Origin of the sequence: Serratia sp. X10 (assembly GCF_017811775.1) — a bacterium.
Lineage (GTDB): Bacteria > Pseudomonadota > Gammaproteobacteria > Enterobacterales > Enterobacteriaceae > Serratia > Serratia ureilytica.
Window position 1 is genome coordinate 548,434 of record NZ_JAEIOH010000001.1, and the last position, 19,021, is coordinate 567,454.

The 19,021-nt window shown below is 62.1% G+C and carries 18 protein-coding genes; 5 read left to right on the plus strand and 13 right to left on the minus strand.

Annotated elements, in window-relative coordinates; translation table 11 throughout:
• Positions 1–52 precede the first annotated feature (52 nt).
• Genes J9788_RS02870 through J9788_RS02895 form a run of 6 tightly spaced genes read right to left on the minus strand, consistent with a single transcriptional unit; the run spans position 53 to position 5,896 of the window.
• On the minus strand, positions 53–898 hold the full coding sequence (locus J9788_RS02870) for a DMT family transporter (protein WP_182264591.1): 846 nt from the start codon (positions 896–898) through the stop codon (positions 53–55).
• Positions 895–2,202 (minus strand): opine metallophore biosynthesis dehydrogenase, encoded by a 1,308-nt coding sequence (locus J9788_RS02875; RefSeq protein ID WP_182264590.1) that lies wholly within the window; start codon positions 2,200–2,202, stop codon positions 895–897. The genes J9788_RS02870 and J9788_RS02875 overlap by 4 nt, the downstream gene beginning before the upstream one ends.
• Positions 2,195–2,992, minus strand: a complete 798-nt coding sequence (locus J9788_RS02880) for a nicotianamine synthase family protein (protein ID WP_033642848.1) — start codon at positions 2,990–2,992, stop codon at positions 2,195–2,197. Before J9788_RS02880 ends, J9788_RS02875 begins: the two co-directional genes overlap by 8 nt.
• Complete coding sequence (locus tag J9788_RS02885; RefSeq protein WP_182264589.1) at positions 2,980–3,765, minus strand: ABC transporter ATP-binding protein; 786 nt, start codon at positions 3,763–3,765, stop codon at positions 2,980–2,982. Before J9788_RS02885 ends, J9788_RS02880 begins: the two co-directional genes overlap by 13 nt.
• The gene (locus J9788_RS02890; RefSeq protein ID WP_182264588.1) at positions 3,762–4,802 is read right to left on the minus strand and encodes an iron chelate uptake ABC transporter family permease subunit; all 1,041 of its coding nucleotides are present in this window, start codon (positions 4,800–4,802) and stop codon (positions 3,762–3,764) included. Before J9788_RS02890 ends, J9788_RS02885 begins: the two co-directional genes overlap by 4 nt.
• A gap of 2 nt (positions 4,803–4,804) precedes the next feature.
• Positions 4,805–5,896, minus strand: coding sequence for an ABC transporter substrate-binding protein (locus J9788_RS02895; protein WP_182264587.1), 1,092 nt, complete (start codon positions 5,894–5,896; stop codon positions 4,805–4,807).
• A 368-nt stretch (positions 5,897–6,264) separates the two neighbouring features.
• On the opposite strand from J9788_RS02895, the gene htpX reads away from it, so the two are divergent.
• Positions 6,265–7,143, plus strand: coding sequence for a protease HtpX (gene htpX / locus J9788_RS02900; RefSeq protein WP_033652481.1), 879 nt, complete (start codon positions 6,265–6,267; stop codon positions 7,141–7,143).
• A gap of 338 nt (positions 7,144–7,481) precedes the next feature.
• On the plus strand, positions 7,482–8,189 hold the full coding sequence (locus J9788_RS02905; protein ID WP_182264586.1) for a hypothetical protein: 708 nt from the start codon (positions 7,482–7,484) through the stop codon (positions 8,187–8,189).
• 79 nt (positions 8,190–8,268) lie between these two features.
• On the opposite strand, the gene J9788_RS02910 is transcribed toward J9788_RS02905, so the two are convergent.
• Positions 8,269–9,663 carry an MFS transporter gene (locus J9788_RS02910; protein ID WP_182264585.1) on the minus strand — a complete coding sequence of 465 codons (1,395 nt, stop codon included), beginning with the start codon at positions 9,661–9,663 and terminating at the stop codon, positions 8,269–8,271.
• A gap of 230 nt (positions 9,664–9,893) precedes the next feature.
• Between J9788_RS02910 and kdgR the strand changes: the two genes are divergently transcribed.
• On the plus strand, positions 9,894–10,685 hold the full coding sequence (kdgR, locus tag J9788_RS02915; protein ID WP_033642855.1) for a DNA-binding transcriptional regulator KdgR: 792 nt from the start codon (positions 9,894–9,896) through the stop codon (positions 10,683–10,685).
• A 45-nt stretch (positions 10,686–10,730) separates the two neighbouring features.
• Here the strand turns inward: kdgR and J9788_RS02920 are convergent, their stop codons facing one another.
• The 5 genes from J9788_RS02920 to phnR form a co-directional block, all read right to left on the minus strand.
• Complete coding sequence (locus J9788_RS02920; RefSeq protein ID WP_182264584.1) at positions 10,731–11,534, minus strand: ABC transporter permease; 804 nt, start codon at positions 11,532–11,534, stop codon at positions 10,731–10,733.
• A gap of 2 nt (positions 11,535–11,536) precedes the next feature.
• Positions 11,537–12,400: a 2-aminoethylphosphonate ABC transporter permease subunit gene (gene phnU, locus J9788_RS02925; RefSeq protein ID WP_182264583.1), complete on the minus strand. Its 864-nt coding sequence runs from the start codon at positions 12,398–12,400 to the stop codon at positions 11,537–11,539.
• Between the two features lies 1 nt (position 12,401).
• Positions 12,402–13,526 (minus strand): 2-aminoethylphosphonate ABC transport system ATP-binding subunit PhnT, encoded by a 1,125-nt coding sequence (gene phnT / locus J9788_RS02930; RefSeq protein WP_241427830.1) that lies wholly within the window; start codon positions 13,524–13,526, stop codon positions 12,402–12,404.
• An 8-nt stretch (positions 13,527–13,534) separates the two neighbouring features.
• Positions 13,535–14,545 (minus strand): 2-aminoethylphosphonate ABC transporter substrate-binding protein, encoded by a 1,011-nt coding sequence (locus tag J9788_RS02935; RefSeq protein WP_182264581.1) that lies wholly within the window; start codon positions 14,543–14,545, stop codon positions 13,535–13,537.
• Positions 14,546–14,722: 177 nt separating this feature from the next.
• A complete protein-coding gene (gene phnR / locus J9788_RS02940) occupies positions 14,723–15,442 on the minus strand; it encodes a phosphonate utilization transcriptional regulator PhnR (protein ID WP_069100110.1) in 720 nt (239 codons plus the stop codon).
• 152 nt (positions 15,443–15,594) lie between these two features.
• Here phnR and phnW point away from each other — a divergent pair, with 152 nt between their 5' ends.
• Both phnW and phnX read left to right on the plus strand, forming a co-directional pair.
• The gene (gene phnW, locus J9788_RS02945; protein WP_182264580.1) at positions 15,595–16,698 is read left to right on the plus strand and encodes a 2-aminoethylphosphonate--pyruvate transaminase; all 1,104 of its coding nucleotides are present in this window, start codon (positions 15,595–15,597) and stop codon (positions 16,696–16,698) included.
• A gap of 9 nt (positions 16,699–16,707) precedes the next feature.
• Positions 16,708–17,517: a phosphonoacetaldehyde hydrolase gene (phnX, locus tag J9788_RS02950; protein WP_182264579.1), complete on the plus strand. Its 810-nt coding sequence runs from the start codon at positions 16,708–16,710 to the stop codon at positions 17,515–17,517.
• Between the two features lie 63 nt (positions 17,518–17,580).
• Here the strand turns inward: phnX and J9788_RS02955 are convergent, their stop codons facing one another.
• A complete protein-coding gene (locus J9788_RS02955) occupies positions 17,581–18,972 on the minus strand; it encodes an L-cystine transporter (protein ID WP_182264578.1) in 1,392 nt (463 codons plus the stop codon).
• Between the last annotated feature and the right edge of the window lie 49 nt (positions 18,973–19,021).

Here is a 19,021-nt window from a genome sequence, read left to right on the forward strand (position 1 = left end):
TGTGAAAAACGCACCCTCGGGTGCGTTTTTTTTTGGTTGCGGCAAGCCCGGCTTAAGCCGGTTTCTTGCGGTGACGCAGCCCGAGCTGAATGCAGGAAACCACCACCAGCAGACAGCCGAACAGCGACAGCAGCAGCGGGATCTCATGCCAGAACAGCCAACCCCAGGCGATGTTGAACACGATGCCGATATAGCGCACCACCGAGACCACGATCAGGTTATCGGAAGAGAAGGCCTGGGTTAAGACGACCTGCCCCAACAGCGACACCAGGGCGATGGCGAGCAGAATGGCGAACTGATAGGCGTTGGGCCAAACGAACGCGTTCCACATCAGCGGCAGCGATATCAGCGTTGCGATGAACAGGAAGTAGAACACGATCTCGTAGTTGTGGTGGCGCTTGCTGAGTTTGTTGACCGACAGATAGGCGATCGAGGAGAACACCGCGCTCATCACGCCGACCAGTGACGCCAGGGTATAGGCCGAGAAGTGCCACGGCCGCACCAGCAGCACGGCGCCGATGATGACCATCGCCAGCCAAAACGCGGTATTGGCGTTGACCCGTTCACGCAGCACCAGCAAGGAGAGCAAAATGGAGAAAAACGGCGACAGGTAGGCCAGCATGCTGGCGTCGGCCAGCGTGAGGTGGGCGATGCTGTAAAAATAACAGATCAGATACAGCCCGCCCATGGTGCCGCGCAACACCAGCAGCGGCCGGTCTTCACGGCTGAAGGCGATGCGGTGGCGGTACATCAGCAGCAGAACCAGCACACAGCCGATGCTGCTGCGAAAGAACACGATTTCACCGGTGGGAATAGCATCGGAGATGGTTTTAACCAGCGCGTTCATGACGCTGAAAATCAACGAGGCAAAAATGGCCAGTAGCGCACCCTGATTCATGCTTGCCTCCGCCATTGTCGGTAAATGATGTCCGCCTGCTCGTCGCAGGTATCGTCCAGCAACGAACGATGACAATGCTCGGCGCCGATCCGGGTGACGAAGTGCTGCAGCGCCTGCTGAAAGCGCGCCAACAGACGCTGGGCGGCGGGCATCTCGACGTCAAGCCGCTGAGCCAGCAAGACCAGGACGCGCAGTTTGCGCACGTCCTCTTGCGGCACGCGCGGCAGGCGCCAGCGCCCCTGGGCATCCTGGAAGACGCGGGCGACCCTGACGGCGGAAAAATCATAGTAGCGGCCCTGCGCGTCCGGCTCGGAATAGGGGTCGACCAGCAGCGCGGTATAACGCGTAAACAGCGCATAGCATTGCTCCGTCGGCGTGAGCTGCGGGAATTGGTCAATCCAGCGGCGGCTCACCATGCGGGGTGGCACCGGGTAGTTGTCGTCATTCAAAAAGCGCAGCAGGTTAATGGCCTCGATGCCGAGCCGGTTGAGCAACTGCTGGTAATCCTGCGAGAGCGCCAGCATGTCGGCGATCGCCTCGGGACAGATGGGGCCCTCGGGGTGGGTTTTATACAGGTACTGGATCGGCGCCTGCGGCTGGAATATCGCCTGCAGCGTGGTTTTGGCCAACGCCAGCGGAGGATGAACATAATTGGTGATGCTGAAGCGCTCGGCGGCGAGCAGGCTGTCGCAGCGTTGGGCGTCAATGCCGTGACGCGCCAGCAGCGAGCAAAGCCAGTCGAGTTCGGCGCAGTCTGACCTTGCGCCTGCGCCGGCCAGATAAATCCGCTGCTTGAACGCCTTGGTGTAGGCGCGGCAAGGCTGCTCGGCGTTCTGGTATTTGGTATCGGCGTAGTAGCTCGACAGGCTGATGACCTCGACGTGGGATTGCCCGGCGTCCTGCAGCAGGCTTTGCGCCATCAGGCCGGAGCCGATGGAGGGAGAGAGCAGGATCAGTGAGCGCAGTTGGGGCAACGCCGCCCATGGCACCTGTCGCAGCACGTCATGGTATTGATCGGCGGGGACGGCAAGGATCAGTCTGCGCCAGTCGCCGCCGACGAGCGCCAGATCATCGCAATAGCGATCAATCGTCACCTGCGCATCGTCTTGGGTGCGCTGCGCCTTACCGGCGCCCGTCAGCCACAGGCTGGGCGTGTGCGCCAGATGTTGCTTCAGGCGGCGCCCTTTTTCGCTGGGGCGGTTGTACAGGCCGATGCGCGCATTGCCCGCGGCCTTGATGTCCGCAGCCAGTTGGATCGCCGCCGGGCCGGCGCCGAGGATCAGGGTGGGAAAGGCATTATTCATGGCGGTGAGGCTCCAAAATCAAAAGGTCGTACAGCGGGGTGGTGAGCGGTTTACCGCTGACGCGCCAGGGCGAGCCGGCGGCCTGGTGGTGGTAAGGGCAGTTGAAGATCGACTTGAGGCCATTGCCATAGCGCACCAGCAATTTGCCGCACTGGGGCAGCAAAGGCCGCAGCGCCTTCAGCAAACCCTGTTTGTCCGCCACCAGGGAGGCGATGATGATGTGATCGATATCGTTGCGCGTCAGGCCGTTCAGCTTGTCGATGCAGGGCATCTGCTGCACCAGCCCCAGGTGGCGCGTGAGCCGGCGGGCAAAACGCTGGGCCGCCGGATCGCAATCGTAGCAAATGACGGTGGCGGAGAGCCTGGCGACCAGCGCCAGCGCCGTGGTGGGCAATGCGCCGCTGCCCACCAGCAGCACCCGTTCGCCGGGTTTAATGTCGGCGGCCGCGATCTCCAGCTGCAGCGCGCGGTCGAAACTGTTCAGGTAGGCGTTGGTTTGCGCCGGTTCCCGGCACAGCGCCGAGACGCGATGCTTCTCGTAGTCGCACAACGCGGCGTTGGCCGTCGCCCGTAGTTGGGTGATCTGCGCCGTGATCAAACGGTCGTTTTCCAGCTTTTGACGATAGGCCTGCAGCTGCGGTTCGTCGTTAAAGGCCTGCAGGCGGCTGAAACGACGTTCCAGCAGGGAAAAATGGCGCCGATCTTGCCGGGCGGAACGGTGAAGCTGGTGAATTTCCTGTTGCAAGCCGGCGAGTTGCGCCAGCATGTCCGCCTTGGTCAGAGTGTACATGGGGATTCTCCGTGTGCGTGTAACAGCTGTGTCGGCAGCAGATAGGGGTAGCCCTGCGGGCTGACGCCGTTTTCGATGCCGACGCCAAATACGCGAGACACCATCGGATGTCCCATCATCTGATGGGTATCGCCGTGGCAAACGACGCGTCCGTGCGCGAGCAGCGTGAGTGAGTGGCAATAGCGCAGCGCCAGCCCCAGATCGTGGATCACCAGCAGCGTGATGCAGCGGTGGCGCCGACCGTAGTCGGCGATCTGATTGAGCACGCGCAGCTGGTGGTGGATATCCAGCGCGCTGGTGGGTTCGTCGAGCAAAATGATCTGCGGCTGAGAGACGAAGGCCTGAGCCAGCATCACCAACTGTCGCTGGCCGCCGCTGAGACGGTTGAAGGGGCGATCGGCGAGCGCGGAAATGCCGCATTCCGTAAGCGCCTGCTCGGCCGCATCGGCCTGGGCGGCGCTGACGCGCCAGCTCAACTGGCGCACCTTGCCCAGCAGCACCATGTCAAAAGCGGTCAATGCCGAATCGCAGCGATTAAGCTGCGGCACATAGGCGATACGGCAGGTTTTCGGATCGAGAGGGCGTTCGCGGTAAGCGATCTTGCCGCTGCACGGCACCATGCGATTAATCGCTTTGAGCAGCGTCGATTTGCCGGCGCCGTTGGGGCCGATGATGCCGCCGAGCTGCGCCTCCGGCCAGCTCAATGAAACGTCTGTCAACAGCGAGCGGCGATGCAGCGAGACGCTGACGCGGGTGAGGGTCAGTTGAGTCATGGGCGTTTAACCTGTCGAGTGACGAAGTAAAACAGCACCGGCACGCCGATCAGGGCGATAACGATGCCGATGGGCACCACGCCGTTCGGCATCACCAGCTTGGCGACGATCGAGGCGCACAGCAGCAGCAGGCTGCCGCAGAGGGCGGAAATGCAGATCAGGTAGCGCTGATCCTCACCCACCAGAAAGCGGGCGAAATGCGGGGCGATCAGCCCGACGAACCCGATGGTGCCGACAAACGAGACCGAGGCGGCCGTCAGCAAGGTCGCCAGCAGAAAGGCCAGCTTGCGCAAGGCGCTGACATTGATGCCCAGCCCCTGGGCCTGTTCTTCGCCGGCGGACAGCGCCGTCAGCCGCCAGGCGAGCCGCAGACTGACGAACAGCGCGCACAACAATACGACGCCGGTGATCGCCACGCCGTGCATATTGGCTTTGAGCAGGCTGCCGAACAGCCAAAAGACAATTTGCTGCATGGCTTCCGGCGAGGCCAGAAACAGCAGCAGCGATTGCAGCGACTGAAAGAAAAACAGCACCACGATGCCGCTCAATACTAATATTTGCGGCGTCATGCCGCGGCGTTGTCCCAGCAGATAGACAGGCACGCAGGCGAGCAACGCCATCAGCGAAGCCAGCAGCGGCGTGCCCAGCGCCAACGCGCCGCCCAGGTTGAAGCCGGTGAGGATCGCCAGCGCCGCGCCGAACCCCGCCGCGGCAGAGATCCCCAGCGTATAGGGGCTGGCGAGGGGATTGGCCAGCACGGTCTGCATCAGCAGGCCCGCCAGCGCCAGGCTGGCGCCGACCACCAAGGCGGTGAGCGTCATCGGCAAGCGAATCGACCAGAAAACTGCCTGATGCAGTGCGTTGCCAGGCGCAGAGCCGGGCCAAAGCATCCGCACGATATCCGTGAGGCCAAGTTGCGCGGCGCCGACGGTGAGATCGATGGCGGTCGCCGCCAGCAGCGCGCCGAGCAGCGCCAGCGACAGTAGCCCGCGGCGCAGCCTGCGCCGTCGCAAAAACGCACGTCCTGTGTGGGCCACGGTTATTCTCCTTGCCAGCGTTGCAAGAAGACGCCGTCCGCTTCTATCGGCAAATATTGATGGTAGAACTGCGCCAGATTGCGCGCGGGATCAACATCGGCAAACGCGGTCGGATAGAGCGCTTTCGCCAGATACTGGACAAAGATAAAATCGTAAATCGTGCGCGCGCCGCCATGGTAAAGCGCATAAAGACGCTGATTTTTTACCGCCGGCAGTTGCGGCCATCCCGCCCGCCGGGCGTATTGCGTCAGGCGCGTCTGTAGGGGGGCTGCCTGCGTGCCGTAGCCCATCGGCACGGCGTTCGGCATGTTTTCCCAGTCGCCACCGGCGAGAAAAATCACCTCGGGCCGTTGGGTCAGGACATAGTCGGCGCGCAAGGGGGAAGGGCTGCCGACGACGCCGGCGGCGATATTGTCGGCGCCGGCCAGCTGCAGCAGCGGCCCCCAGATCGATGCGCCATAGCTGCTGCCGTACTCGCCGGGGCCCTTGTCCCCCAGCTCAATGTAGGTGACCGGCGGCGGCAGCTGCGCTTGGCGGATGCGCCGCCGGGTATCCTCGAGGCTTTGGCGATATTCGTCGGCCAGCCGTTCCGCTCGCTCGGCGTGGCCCATCGCCTGGCCCATTAACCGGATGCTGGCGAGCTTGACTTCAACGCCCTGATTGAAGTCGACGACAATGTAAGGAATGTTGAGCTGTTGCAGCACCGGCAGGTAGTTGGCGAAGCCGTCGAGCTGCCACTTCGCCAGGATCAGCAGGTCTGGTCGCGTGGTCAGCAGGCGTTCAAAATCGAAGCTCTGGTTATAGAGCGAACCGACATCGACCAGTTGAGCGAGCCGTGGCAGCGCCGCCTGATAGCGCGCCCATTGGCTGGCGCGCAACGCCCAGTCGCTTTTGGAGAAGGCGACGACCTGTTGATAACTCTCCGGGCCGTTCACCGCCAGAAAATCTTCGTAGTAAAAGCCGATATAGGCGCGCTGTGCGGGGGCGGTCAGGGTAACCTGGCGTCCTTCAACGTCGGTGAGGTGAATTTCAGCGTGCGCGACCTGGCAGAAAAGCAGCCACGTCGCCAGTATCCAGACGATACGCGATAACATGATTGACATCCCTTTACGATTATTTGTGATGTTATAATGTAACAATCAATCGCGAGATTCAAACTTTCGTCGCCGCTGAATCAGGCGGGGCATGATGAAACGTGCGGAGCGAATATTGACCTATAAAGCGTGAGGATAACGTTTCTCGTTGTCATGGCGTGCGGGCAAAGAAATTTTTCTGCAAAATCCCTCCGCCTTGCGCAACAATCGTTTACAATTTGCCAAATCCCGGTCGCGCGTCGTTTTTGTAAAGTTTCGTATTTTTAGTAGGTTAATGGCGCGCAACTCTTGAAACTGTGACGAATGCCCATACGATTCAGGGTATCTGGACAGTGTTTTGTTAACATTTATGAGGAAGTAAACATTTTATGATGCGTATAGCTCTGTTCCTGCTCACCAACCTGGCGGTGATGTTGGTTTTCGGGCTGGTGCTCAGCCTGACAGGAATCCAATCCAGTAGCGTTCAGGGCCTGATGATCATGGCCGGTCTGTTCGGCTTCGGCGGCGCTTTCGTGTCGTTGCTGATGTCCAAATGGATGGCGCTGCGCTCCGTAGGCGGGGAAGTGATTGAACAGCCGCGTAACGAAACCGAAAACTGGCTGCTGGAAACGGTGCGCCGTCAATCGCAGCAGGCGGGCATCGCCATGCCGCAGGTCGCTATCTACCACGCGCCGGACATCAACGCCTTCGCCACCGGCGCACGCCGCGACGCTTCGCTGGTCGCCGTCAGCACCGGCCTGCTGCAGAGCATGAGCCGCGACGAAGCGGAAGCGGTTATCGCGCACGAAATCAGCCACGTCGCCAACGGCGATATGGTGACCATGACCCTGATCCAGGGGATCGTGAACACCTTCGTCATCTTCATTTCGCGCCTGATCGCACAGGTTGCCGCCGGCTTCCTGGGCAACCGCGACGGTGAAGGGGAAGGCAACGGCAACCCGATGATTTACTTCGCCGTGTCGATGGTGCTGGAACTGGTGTTCGGCATCCTGGCGAGCATCATCACCATGTGGTTCTCGCGTCACCGCGAATTCTATGCCGACGCCGGTTCCGCCAAACTGGTGGGCCGCGAGAAGATGATCGCCGCCTTGCAGCGTCTGAAAACCAGCTATGAACCGCAGGAAGCGGGCAGCATGATGGCGTTCTGCATCAACGGCAAATCCAAGTCGTTCAGCGAGCTGTTCATGTCGCACCCGCCGCTCGACAAGCGCATCGAAGCGCTGCGCACCGGTCAGTACCTGAAGTAATCGGCTGAATGAAATGAAAAACCCCGGCTTGCCGGGGTTTTTTTATGGCATGCCTGAACCGCTTTTACAGCGGCGGCGACGGATTCAGCAATGAAATTCGGCAATGAATGGGGTGAGCGCTTCACCAAAGTTTGCGGGCGTTAATGCCGTGCAGCAGCGCCCGAAGTCCCTGAATCCCACCTGCAAACCGCGTCTTTCGGCCTCTCAGCTTGGGCAGGCGCGGTGCCAGATCACCCGGTGAGAGGGCAAGCCGCATCGGGCCCGGTCACGACCGCCTGTTTGGCTTTGGAAGCGCATGTTATATGCTTTGGCACAATGACATTTGTCCCTGAGGCCCTATGAAAATCAACCACCTTCCCTTACTCAACGGTGATGAGGTGCCGGCGCGCCTGGCCGCATTGGCTGGCGGTGTCGCCGATGCGGTTGCGGAATTGTTGAACCGGCATGATGACGATGATGAACCGCCGGTTATTCGCTGGCATTCAGGCGATCTGCGCCTGCCGGCGTTTTTCCCCGCCGAGCACGACGGCCACGATTACGATTACCTGATCGTGGACGGCGATGTGATCGTCGAGGGATGCCTGGCGGTGTCACCGCAGCGAGAGGACGGCGGCATTGTCGTGCTGGGGCGGCTGCAGGCGGATACGCTGATTTGCTGGGGCGGGCTGGTCGTGCGTGACGATGTCCGCATACGCCATGCCTATTGCAGCTCAGGAAACGACGGCGCGTTCGTGGTGGGGGGAGACCTGACCGCGCTCACCCTGGTAGAAACGGGGGAGTTTATCCATGTCCATGGCGATCTCGACGTGCGATGTCTCGCTTCGTTGCAGAACTTCGTTCAGGTTGACGGAGAGACGCGCTGCGACTGCCGCATCGACAGCGCGCAGTCCGAAGATCTGATAAAGCGCATGTTCGCCCCCGGCCTGCTGAAGGCCTTCGAGGGGATGGGTAACGACGGTCAACGCATTGTTGGCTGGTATCCGGATGACGACGCCTATTTAGCCTGTTTACGACAAGGCCGCAGCCCTTTGAGGCGCGGCGACTGACGCCTGGCCTGCATCGCACTCGACGTGGCCCGGCTCAGGCAGGGCACATTGGATTGGGGCCAGGCTCTTTCTATGCCCTCTATTTCACCTCGCGGCTGGGCTGCGCCGTTTGCGTCGTCGGTTGAGTGATGCGCAGGCTGCTGACGGCCGCCGCCAGGGTGGCGAACACCCCAGCCAGGATCAGTGAAGCGTGGGTGCCGGAGGCCGGGAACAGGTTGAACATCAGCGCCACCAGCGCGGCTCCCGAGGTTTGCCCCAGCAGGCGAGCGGTGCCCAGCATGCCGCTGGCGCCGCCGCTGCGGTTGCGCGGCGCGGCTGAGATGATGGTGTGGTTGTTGGGCGACTGGAACAGACCGAAACCGGCGCCGCACAGCACCATGCGCCAGATGATGTCCATATTCGACGGCGCCGCGGGCAGCAGCGCCAGCGAGAACAGCCCGACCGCGAACACCGCCAGTCCAATGCAGCCCAGCAGGCCTGCGTGCACGCGCTCCACCAGCCGGCCGGCGATCGGGGCCATCACCACGATCGCCAGCGGCCACGGCGTCAGCAGCAGCCCGGTCGCCACTTCGTCGCGGCCCAACGCGCTTTGCAGGAAGAACGGCAGCGACACCATCGCCAGCATCTGTGCGGCGAACGAGCAGATTGAGGTGCCCATCGACAGGGCGAAGATCGGAATGCGCAGCAGGTCGACCGGCAGCAGAGGAAATTCCTGGCGCAACTGGCGGCGAACGAACACCGCGCCAATCGCCAGCAGCGCGGCGATCTCGCTGAAGATCAGCGTCAGGCTCTGGCCCTGGGCGAAGCCGCTGATGGCGGTGATCAGCAGGCCGAAGGTCAGCGCGTTCAGCACGGCGCTGGTGGGATCGAAACGGCGGTTATCGCTTTTTTGACCGTTGGCCGGCAGGAATTTCATCCCCAGCAGCAGCGCGACGATGCCGATCGGCAGGTTGATGGCGAACAGCCATTGCCAGGACGCGACCGACAGGATAGCGGCCGCCACCGTCGGCCCGGCCGCCGAGGAGCAGGCGACGATCAGCGAGTTGATGCCCATGCCGCGGCCGAGAAAACGCTGCGGGTAGATGATGCGGATTAGCGCGGTGTTGACGCTCATGATGGCGGCGGCGCCAAAGCCCTGCAGCACGCGGGCGATGGTCAGGGTGAGCAGCGAGTCGGACAGGGCGCAGAACAGCGAGGTGATGCTGAACACCAGCAATCCTGCCTGATAGATGCGGCGATAGCCGACCAGATCGCCGAGCGACGCCAGCGACAGCAAAGAGACGGTGATCGCCAGTTGATAGGCGTTGACCACCCAGATGGAACTGGCCGGACTGGCGTTGAGATCGCGCGCGATGGTGGGCAGCGCCACGTTGGCTATCGCGCCGTCGAGCACGGATACGGTAATGCCGAGGGCGATGGCGAGGATCGCCCCATAGCGTTGCGGGACGGGGAGGCCGTCGGAACAAGGACGCATGCAGGTCTCAGCGGTATTTATTCAGGAGAGTATTATCATGCTAATCATATTCGCCTGCGATTGCATGCCCCTTGTCCGCTTAATTGTAAACGGCGGTGAGCGGCAGGCGGTTATTCATTTGGCTTCAATCGCTTAGCCTTCAGCTGCGTTGCGCGTCGCGATCTGTTCCGATTATACTGAAACCCTTGTTTAAATTTCCTGAAACAAAACCGTTAAGTAGGGTATTCGCCATGGCTAACGCAGATTCAGACAAGCAACCGGATGCCGTCTCATCCGTGATGAAAGTGTTCGGCATTTTGCAGGCGCTCGGCGATGAGCGCGAGATCGGCATTACCGAACTGTCCCAGCGGGTGATGATGTCTAAAAGCACCGTCTACCGATTTCTGCAGACCATGAAAGCGCTGGGTTACGTTTCTCAGGAAGGCGAGACGGAAAAGTATGCGCTGACGCTCAAGCTATTCGAGCTGGGCGCCAAATCGTTGCAGAACGTCGATCTGATCCGCAGCGCCGACGTGCAGATGCGCGAGCTGTCGAATCATACCCGTGAAACCATCCACCTCGGCGCCCTGGACGAGGATGGCATCGTCTACATCCACAAGATCGACGCGATGTACAACCTGCGCATGTATTCGCGCATCGGCCGCCGCAACCCGCTGCACAGCACCGCCATCGGCAAGGTGCTGCTGGCCTGGCGCGAGCGGGATGAGGTGGCGCAGATCCTGTCGCAGATTGAATTTACCCGCAGCACCGAGCATACCCTGACCAGCGCCGCCGAACTGTTGCCGGTGCTGGATCGGGTGCGTGCGCAGGGATACGGCGAAGATGCCGAAGAGCAAGAAGCGGGGATCCGCTGCATCGCGGTACCGGTCTTTGACAGGTTCGGGGTGGCGATCGCCGGGCTGAGCATCTCTTTCCCGACGCTGCGTTTTTCCGAAGCGGCGCGGGAGGAGTATGTGGCGTTGCTGCATGTCGCCGCCCGACGCATTTCCGAACAGCAGGGCTATCACGACTACCCGTTCTGACCTGCGTTTCGATGAGCAAGGCGCCGCCATGGCAGCGCCTTGCTGTTATTTCGCGCCGGGCGTCAGCCGCTGTGAAATCCGCTCCAACACCAACATCAGCAACAGCGTGGCCGCTACCAGGATCATGGTCAGCGTTGCGCCATTGGCGATGCTGCCGCGATCGGTCAGGCTGAAGATCGTGACCGGCAATGTCGCCCAGCTCGGCGGGTAGATCATCATGGTCGCGCCCAGCTCCCCCATCGACAGCGACAGACTGAGCGCGAAGGCGGAGAGCATGTAGGGGGCGATCATCGGCAGGGTGACGTGGCGCAGGCGGAACAGCGGCGACGCGCCCAGGCTGGCAGCGACGTTCTCGTAGTCGCCAGGCAGCCGGGTCAGCCCGGCCATCACGTTGCCGAAGGTAAAGGCGGAAATCAACACGAAGTGGGCGGCGGGCACGATCAGGAAGGTGCCGTTCATCTGCAGCGGCCCCTGGCTGAACGCCACCAGCATCCCCAAACCGATAGAGACCGAAGGCACCGCGCTGGGAATGAAAAACAGCGTGTCCAGCAGCCGTCGGCCGCGTTCAGGCACGTGGCGCAGGGCCAACGCCGCCCAGGTGCCGCACAACAACGCGAACAGGCTGGCGCTGAAGCCGATAGCCAGACTGGCGACCAGCGCGTCCCAGGAGGCGCCGCTGAAGGCCTGGCGAAAGTGGCTGAGGGTGAAGCCGCTCGGCAGCACGCCGTTCCACTGTTCACTGAGGCTGGACATCAGGATCACCGCCAGCGGCAGGCAGAAGAACAGGGCGAACAGCGTGACCGTCAGCGTGCAGGTCAGGGTGCGGCCGGTGCGAGACCAAATCAACATCGTCAGTTCCTCAGCCCGGCGCGCGCCGCGGCGTAGCGGTAAAGGGAGAACAGCCCGAGCGACAGCGCGATATTCACCACGGCGATCGCGCAGGCGACGGCGTAGTCCGATTCCAGAATCGCTTTGGCGTAGACCATCATCGGCAGTGTGGTGACGCCCTTGGCGCCGATAAACAGCACGATGCCGAACTCATTGGTGGTCAACAACAAACACAGGCTGCCGCCGGCCAGCAAGGCCGGCAGCGCGGCCGGTAAAATCACCTGGCGCACCACCCGTCCCGGCCGGGCGCCGAGGATGCTGGCGGCCTCGAGCTGGCTGCGGTCGATCTGCGACAGCGCCGCCATCAGCGGGCGCATCACCAGCGGGGTAAACACGGTGATTTCCGCCAGGATCACCCCCCAGATGGAGTAAAGAAAATCCACCGGCGGCAGGGTGAAACCAAAGGTCGCCATCAGCGTGCCGTTCAGCAGACCGGCGGAACCGTAGATGAACGTGAAGGCCAGCGTGATGAGGAAGGTCGGCATGGCGATAAAGGTATCGATCACCCGGGCGACCAGACGGCTGCCGGGGAACGGCGTGAACACCAGCAGCAGCGACAGCAGGGTGCCGAGCACCAGGCAGCCGAGCGTCGCCAGCAGCGCGATCTGCAGCGTGTTGAGAAAGGCGCCGACAAAGCGGCGGGATTCGAACACCTGCTGCAGCGCAGCGGCGCTGAACAGCCCCTGGTCATCGGTAAACGCCTGTTTGACGATCAGCGCCAACGGGTAGAAAAACAGCGTCGCCAGTACCAGCAGCGGTAACAGGATCCACAGGCGGCGCGGCAAACGCAGCCGCTGGGCCGGGCGAATAAGCGTAGAGTCGGTCATGTCAGTCCTCGATCAGTACCGCATCGTCGGGGGCGAAATAGAGCGGCACCCGTTCGCCGATCTGCGGCATCCGGCTGCGATGGGTGGTGACCACGCGCAGCGGGTGGCCTTGCGCGTCGAACTGCAGGTGCGTCAGTTCACCCTGCCAATGAATATCGCGTAGCGTGCCGATAAGGCAGTTGCTGCGCTGGGCGTCGGCATCGAGCGCAATGTGCTGTGGCCGGATGCACAGCAGCTTGTCGAAGCCGCGTTGTGCGCCATAAGTGAAACAGCCGATCACTTTGCCGGCGCAGCTGACGGTGGTCATGCCTTGCTGCGCGGTAGTCTCCAGGGCGGTAGCCGGCAGCAGGTTGGCGCGGCCGAGGAACTCGGCGGCGAAGCGGTTCGTCGGATGATGATACAGCGCGCGGGTTTCGCCGTGGGCGATCAGATGGCCGTCGCGCATGATGCCGATCTTGTCCGCCAGCGTCAGCGCTTCGCCCTGATCGTGGGTGACGTACAGGATGGTCAGATCCGGCAGCTCGCGGTGCAGGCGGGCTATCTCTTCCACCATGCTGTGGCGGATTTGCGCGTCCAGCGCCGACAGCGGCTCATCCAGCAGCAGCACCTTGGGGCGCACCGCAATGGCGCGGGCGATCGCCACCCGCTGCTGTTGGCCGCCGGAAAGCTGGCTGGGATAGCGCCTGGCGTAGGCGGACATGCCGACGATGGCCAACGCTTCTTCGACGCGCTCGGCGGTCAGGCCGCGCGGCTTGCCCTGGGCGCGCAGGCCGAACGCCACATTGTCTTCGACGCGCATATGCGGAAACAGCGCATAGTTCTGCACCACCATGCCCAGGCCGCGTTCATAGGGCGGCACGTCGGTGACATCGATATCGCCGATGGCGATGCGTCCGGCGGACGGCTGCACGAAACCGGCAATCGCTCGCAGTACGGTGGTTTTGCCCGAGCCGGAGGGGCCGATCAGCGCCAGCACTTCGCCGGGCGCGATGGTGAGCGTCAGGGGTTTCAGCACTTCGGTGCCGCGGTACGACACGCTGACACGGTCGAGCTGAATGCCCGACGGCCCGGCGATGTCCCGGCTGTTATCCCGCGCCTCAGCGCGGGAAGCGAGAAGAGAAGGCATGGTCAGCGTCATTCTGTCACCTTGTGCCAGCGGGAAATGTCGGCGGACAGGCTGCTCACCACCTGATTCCAGTCCGGCGTCCAGATATCCACGCCCTGCAGCGCAGCCTGCGACTGCCTGAAGTTATCGTCGGTCGGGGTCACGTCTTTACGCACCGGCATGCCGTAGGAAATGGCGCTGACGCTGCTCTGCGCCTCTTTGCTCAGCAGGAAATCGATCAGCTTTTTGCCGTTGGCGCTTTGCGGCGCGCCTTGCACCAGGCCGATGTAGTAAGGCAGCGCCAGCGTGCTGCGCTTGCCGTCCGGCCCGGCCGGCCAGAACACCTTCACGTTCGGGTTGCTGCGCATCTGCGTCAGGTTCATCTGCAGATCGCCGTTGGCCACCAGCAGCTCCCCTTTATTGACCAGCGCGGTCAGCTTGCCGGTGGAGGCGGAAGGGCCGACGTTGTTGCTTTGCAGCTTGCCGAGGTAGTCGAAACCGGCGTCTTTGCCGCCGAAGCTGTGGAACGCCTGCAGCATCACCGCAGTGCCGTCCCCCGCCTGGCCCGGCGTGGAGTACTGCAGCTTATTGCGGAACTGCGCGTCCAGCAGCTGTTGGTAGCTGGCGGGCGCCTGCGGCAGCAGTTTGGCGTTATAGATGAAGCTCAGGTAGTTGTTCACCAGCGGCACGAACTGCGGCTGCGCATCGGCGATTTGCGCGGCCGCCTGCGGGGTAAAGTCCTGCAGCAGTTTTTCCGCCGCCGCGCGTTGAATGAACGGCGGCAGCGTCACCAGCACGTCGGCCTGCGGGTTGCTGCGCTCTTTCGACAGGCGTTCCACGATGGCGCCGGAGCCGCCTTCGACGTACTGCACCTTGACGCCGGTCGCCTGGGTGAAGGCGTCGAACTGGGTTTGATACCAGCTGTGATCGCCGTCGTGCAAACCATCGGCGGAGTAGACGGTCACCACCGCCTCGGCGGCCCAGAGCGGCGCGGAGCCGAGTGCGATGGCGGTCATCACGACCAGTCGAGAAAATTTCATAGCTTCAGCCTCACTGTTACGGGTTAATGCGAAACTGGTATACACCAGATATGCGGCCACGCTAATCGGCGAATATGACAAACAAATGAAATCAGCAAAATATCATTGCCGGGAACGGGGAGGACGACGCGGGAGAGAAAGGCGGGCCTGCGTGCGCAGGCCCCGTTGGGCATGGGGTTAAAGCGTATCGACTTCGATGCGCAGGCTGTCGTGGCGCCAGTATTCGATATCGAAATCGAGGATGCGGCCGTGCTGATCGTAATTCAAGCGGCGCAACAGCAGCGCGGGCAGGCCGACCATGGCACCCAGCGCGTTGGCGGCGCGATAAGGCAGGGCGGTCGGGTAGAACGACAGGTGCATGTTGCTGTAAATCAAATCGTAATGCTGCTGATAAACCTCGGTCAGGCTGCCGTTGAGATCGTGGCTGAGCAGTTCCGGCACCCGTTGCGGCAGGCAGTGGTTCTCGCAATAGCAGATGGCGCGGCCGTCGGCATAGCGCACCCGGCGCAGCAGATACACTTGATCGAACGGTTCGAGCGCCAGCGGCTGCATCACGTCGAGCGGCACCGTGGTTTTTTCGCCGGACAGCAGCGCGGTGCGCGGCGTGCGCCCTTGCTCCTGACAGAGACGGTGGAAGTTGGTGTTTTGCGTCGGATCCAGCCACAGCCGCTCCGGCGTGACGAACCAGCCGCGACGATCGGCGCGGTAGATGGCGCCGGTGGCTTCCAACTGCGCCAGGCTCTCGCGGATGGTGACGCGGGTGGTGGAGAAGATGGCGCACAGCTCGCGCTCCGAAGGCAGCTTGTCGCCGGCCTGCAGCGCGCCGCGGGTGATGCGCGCCTGAAGCTGATCCTTGATCTGCAGATAGTGGGGCATATCGCCCGGATGTTCTTTCATTTCATCTCGCTATGGCATCGGCCTGGCATTCCGGCCCGCTTATTATACATAGCCAGATGAATTTTTTGTTTCACCGCGCTTTGCCGTTTGACCTGGGAAGGAATTTGCCGCCACAATCAGCGTAATCTGGTATAGACCAATAGGTGAATAACATGTCCGACCGTAACTACCTGCTGTTGACCCCCGGCCCGTTGACCACGTCGAAAACGGTGAAAGAGGCGATGCTGTATGACAGCTGCACCTGGGATGAAGATTACAACCTCGGGGTGGTGCAGCGCGTTCGCCAACGGTTGGTGGCGCTGGCGACGCCGTCCGCCGGCTATACCTCGGTGCTGCTGCAGGGCAGCGGCAGCTTTGCGGTAGAGGGCGTGCTGGGCACGGTCATCGGCCCGCACGACAAGCTGCTGATCGTCAACAACGGTGCCTACGGGGCGCGGATGATCGAAATGGCGCGGCTGATGGATATCGACCACCACGCGTTCGACTGCGGCGAGGTGAACGAACCGGACGTGGCGGCGATGGAGGCGGTGCTGAAAAGCGATGCGCGCATCAGCCATATCGCCATGGTGCACTGTGAAACCACCACCGGCATGCTCAACCCGCTGCAGAAGGTCGCCGGTCTGGCGGCGCGCAACGGCAAGACCTTTATCGTCGACGCCATGAGCAGCTTCGGCGGTATCCCGCTGGATGTGGACGCGCTGGGCATCGATTTTCTGATCAGCTCCGCCAACAAATGCATTCAGGGCGTGCCGGGCTTTGCTTTCGTCATCGCCCGCCGCAGCGAACTGGAGAAATGCGCCGGCCGTTCGCGCTCGCTGTCGCTGGATTTGTATGCCCAGTGGCGCTGTATGGAAGACCAGGCCGGCAAATGGCGCTTTACGTCGCCCACTCACACCGTGCTGGCCTTCGCGCAGGCGCTGAAAGAGCTGGAACAAGAGGGCGGCATTGCCGCGCGTCACAACCGCTATCACGCCAATCAGCGTCGGCTGGTGGCGGGCATGCGTGAACTGGGCTTTGAGACCCTGCTGGAGGATGCGCTGCATTCGCCGATCATCACGGCGTTCTATTCGCCGAAGGCCGACACTTACCGCTTCGCCGAGTTTTATCAGCGCCTGAAGCAGCAGGGCTTCGTGATTTATCCCGGCAAAGTGTCGCAGAGCGACTGCTTCCGCATCGGTAACATCGGCGAAATTTTTCCGCAGGATATCGAACGTTTGCTGGCGGCCGTCGGGCAGGCGATGTACTGGAATCAATAAGGATTGACCATGAAACAGATCAACGCCGTAATCCTCGACTGGGCCGGCACCACGGTGGACTTCGGCTCCTTTGCGCCGACGCAGATTTTCGTCGAGGCGTTCAAACGCACTTTCGATATCGATATCAGCCTGGCGGAAGCGCGCATTCCGATGGGGCTCGGCAAATGGCAACACATCGAGGCGCTGGGCAAGTTGCCGGCGGTTGACGCGCGCTGGCGGCAGAAGCTGGGCCGCTCGATGAATCACCAGGATATCGACGCGCTGTATCAAGCGTTTATGCCGCTGCAAATCGCCAAAGTGGTCGACTTCGCCGATCCCATCGAGGGCGTGCCGCAGGTGATTGCCGCTTTGCGCGAGCTGGGGATTAAAATCGGTTCCTGCTCAGGTTATCCGCGCGCGGTGATGGAAGTGCTGGCGCCTGCCGCTGCGCAGCGCGGCTACGCGCCGGATTACTGGGTCGCCACCGACGATCTCGCGGCCGGCGGGCGACCGGGGCCGTGGATGGCGTTGCAAAACGTGATTGCGCTTGGCATTGATGCGGTGGCGCACTGTGTGAAGGTGGATGACGCGGTGCCGGGCATTGCCGAAGGGCTGAACGCCGGGATGTGGAGCGTCGGGCTGGCGCTGTCCGGCAACGAGTTCGGCGCCACCTGGCAGGAGTATCGCCAAATGCCGCAAGGGGAGATCGAGCGCCGTCGCACGGCCGCCGCCGATAAGCTGTACGCGGCGGGCGCGCACTATGTGATAGACACGCTGGCGCAATTGCCGGGTGTGATCGCCGATATCAACCGGCGGCTGGCGAACGGCGAGCGGCCGTAACGACCGAACGCAGGGCATAAAAAAACCGGGGATCATCCCCGGTTTTTTCGTTCGCGAAAGGCGTTAACGGTGAGCCAATTCGACTTCGTCTTCGCTGTCCATCACGGCTTTGTCGGTTTGCTTCATCAGTTGGCTGGTGATGGTGCCCGCCGCCATGGAACCGTTGACGTTCAGCGCGGTACGGCCCATGTCGATCAGCGGTTCGACCGAGATCAGCAGCGCAACCAGCGTCACCGGCAGGCCCATCGCCGGCAGCACGATCAGCGCGGCGAAGGTGGCGCCGCCGCCCACGCCCGCCACGCCGGCGGAGCTGAGGGTGACGATGCCGACCAGAGTGGCGATCCACACCGGATCCAGCGGGTTGATGCCGACGGTCGGCGCAACCATCACCGCCAGCATCGCCGGGTAGAGGCCCGCACAGCCGTTCTGGCCGATGGTGGCACCGAACGACGCCGAGAAGCTGGCGATGGATTCCGGCACGCCCAGGCGACGGGTCTGCGCTTCCACGTTCAATGGAATGCTGGCGGCGCTCGAGCGGCTGGTGAACGCGAAGGTGATCACCGGCCACACCTTGCGGAAGAACTTCAGCGGGTTAACGCCGGTGAAGGCCAGCAGGACAGCGTGAACCACAAACATGATGGCCAGGCCGATGTACGAGGCCACCACGAAGCTGCCGAGCTTGACGATATCGTGAATGTTGGAACCGGCGACCACTTTGGTCATCAGCGCCAGCACGCCGTACGGCGTCAGCTTCATGACCAGACGCACCAGCTTCATCACCCAAGCCTGCAGGGTGTCGATAGCCACCAGCACGCGCTCGCCTTTCGGCTTGTCGTCTTTCAGCAGCTGCAGCGCCGCCACGCCGAGGAAGGTGGCGAAAATCACCACGCTGATGATCGAGGTCGGGCTGGCGCCGGTCAGATCGGCGAACGGGTTTTTCGGGATGAACGACAGCACCATCTGCGGCACGGTCAGATCGGCCAGTTTACCCACGTAGTTGGTCTGGATGGCCGTCAGGCGCGCGCTTTCCTGCGCCCCCTGCACCAGGCCTTCGGCGGTCAGGCCGAACAGGTTGGTGACCAGCACGCCCACCAGCGCCGAGATCAGCGTGGTGAACAGCAGCGTGCCGATTGTCAGAACGCTGATTTTACCCAGAGAAGAGGCGTTATGCAGTTTGGCGACCGCGCTCAGGATCGAGGCAAACACCAGCGGCATGACGATCATTTGCAGCAGTTGCACATAGCCGTTGCCGACGATGTTGAACCAGCTGATGGATTCTTTCAGCACCGGGTTGTCGGAGCCGTACACCAGCTGCAGGCCCAGACCGAACACCACGCCGACCACCAGGCCGACCAGCACTTTTTTCGCCAGGCTCCATTGCTTGTGGCGGGTTTGCGCCAGCAGCAAAAGGAGCGCGACAAACACCAGCACGTTAATCACGAGCGGAAGATTCATCCCCAATGTCTCCAATAATCTTTCTTATAAAAACGACTACGCATCACGT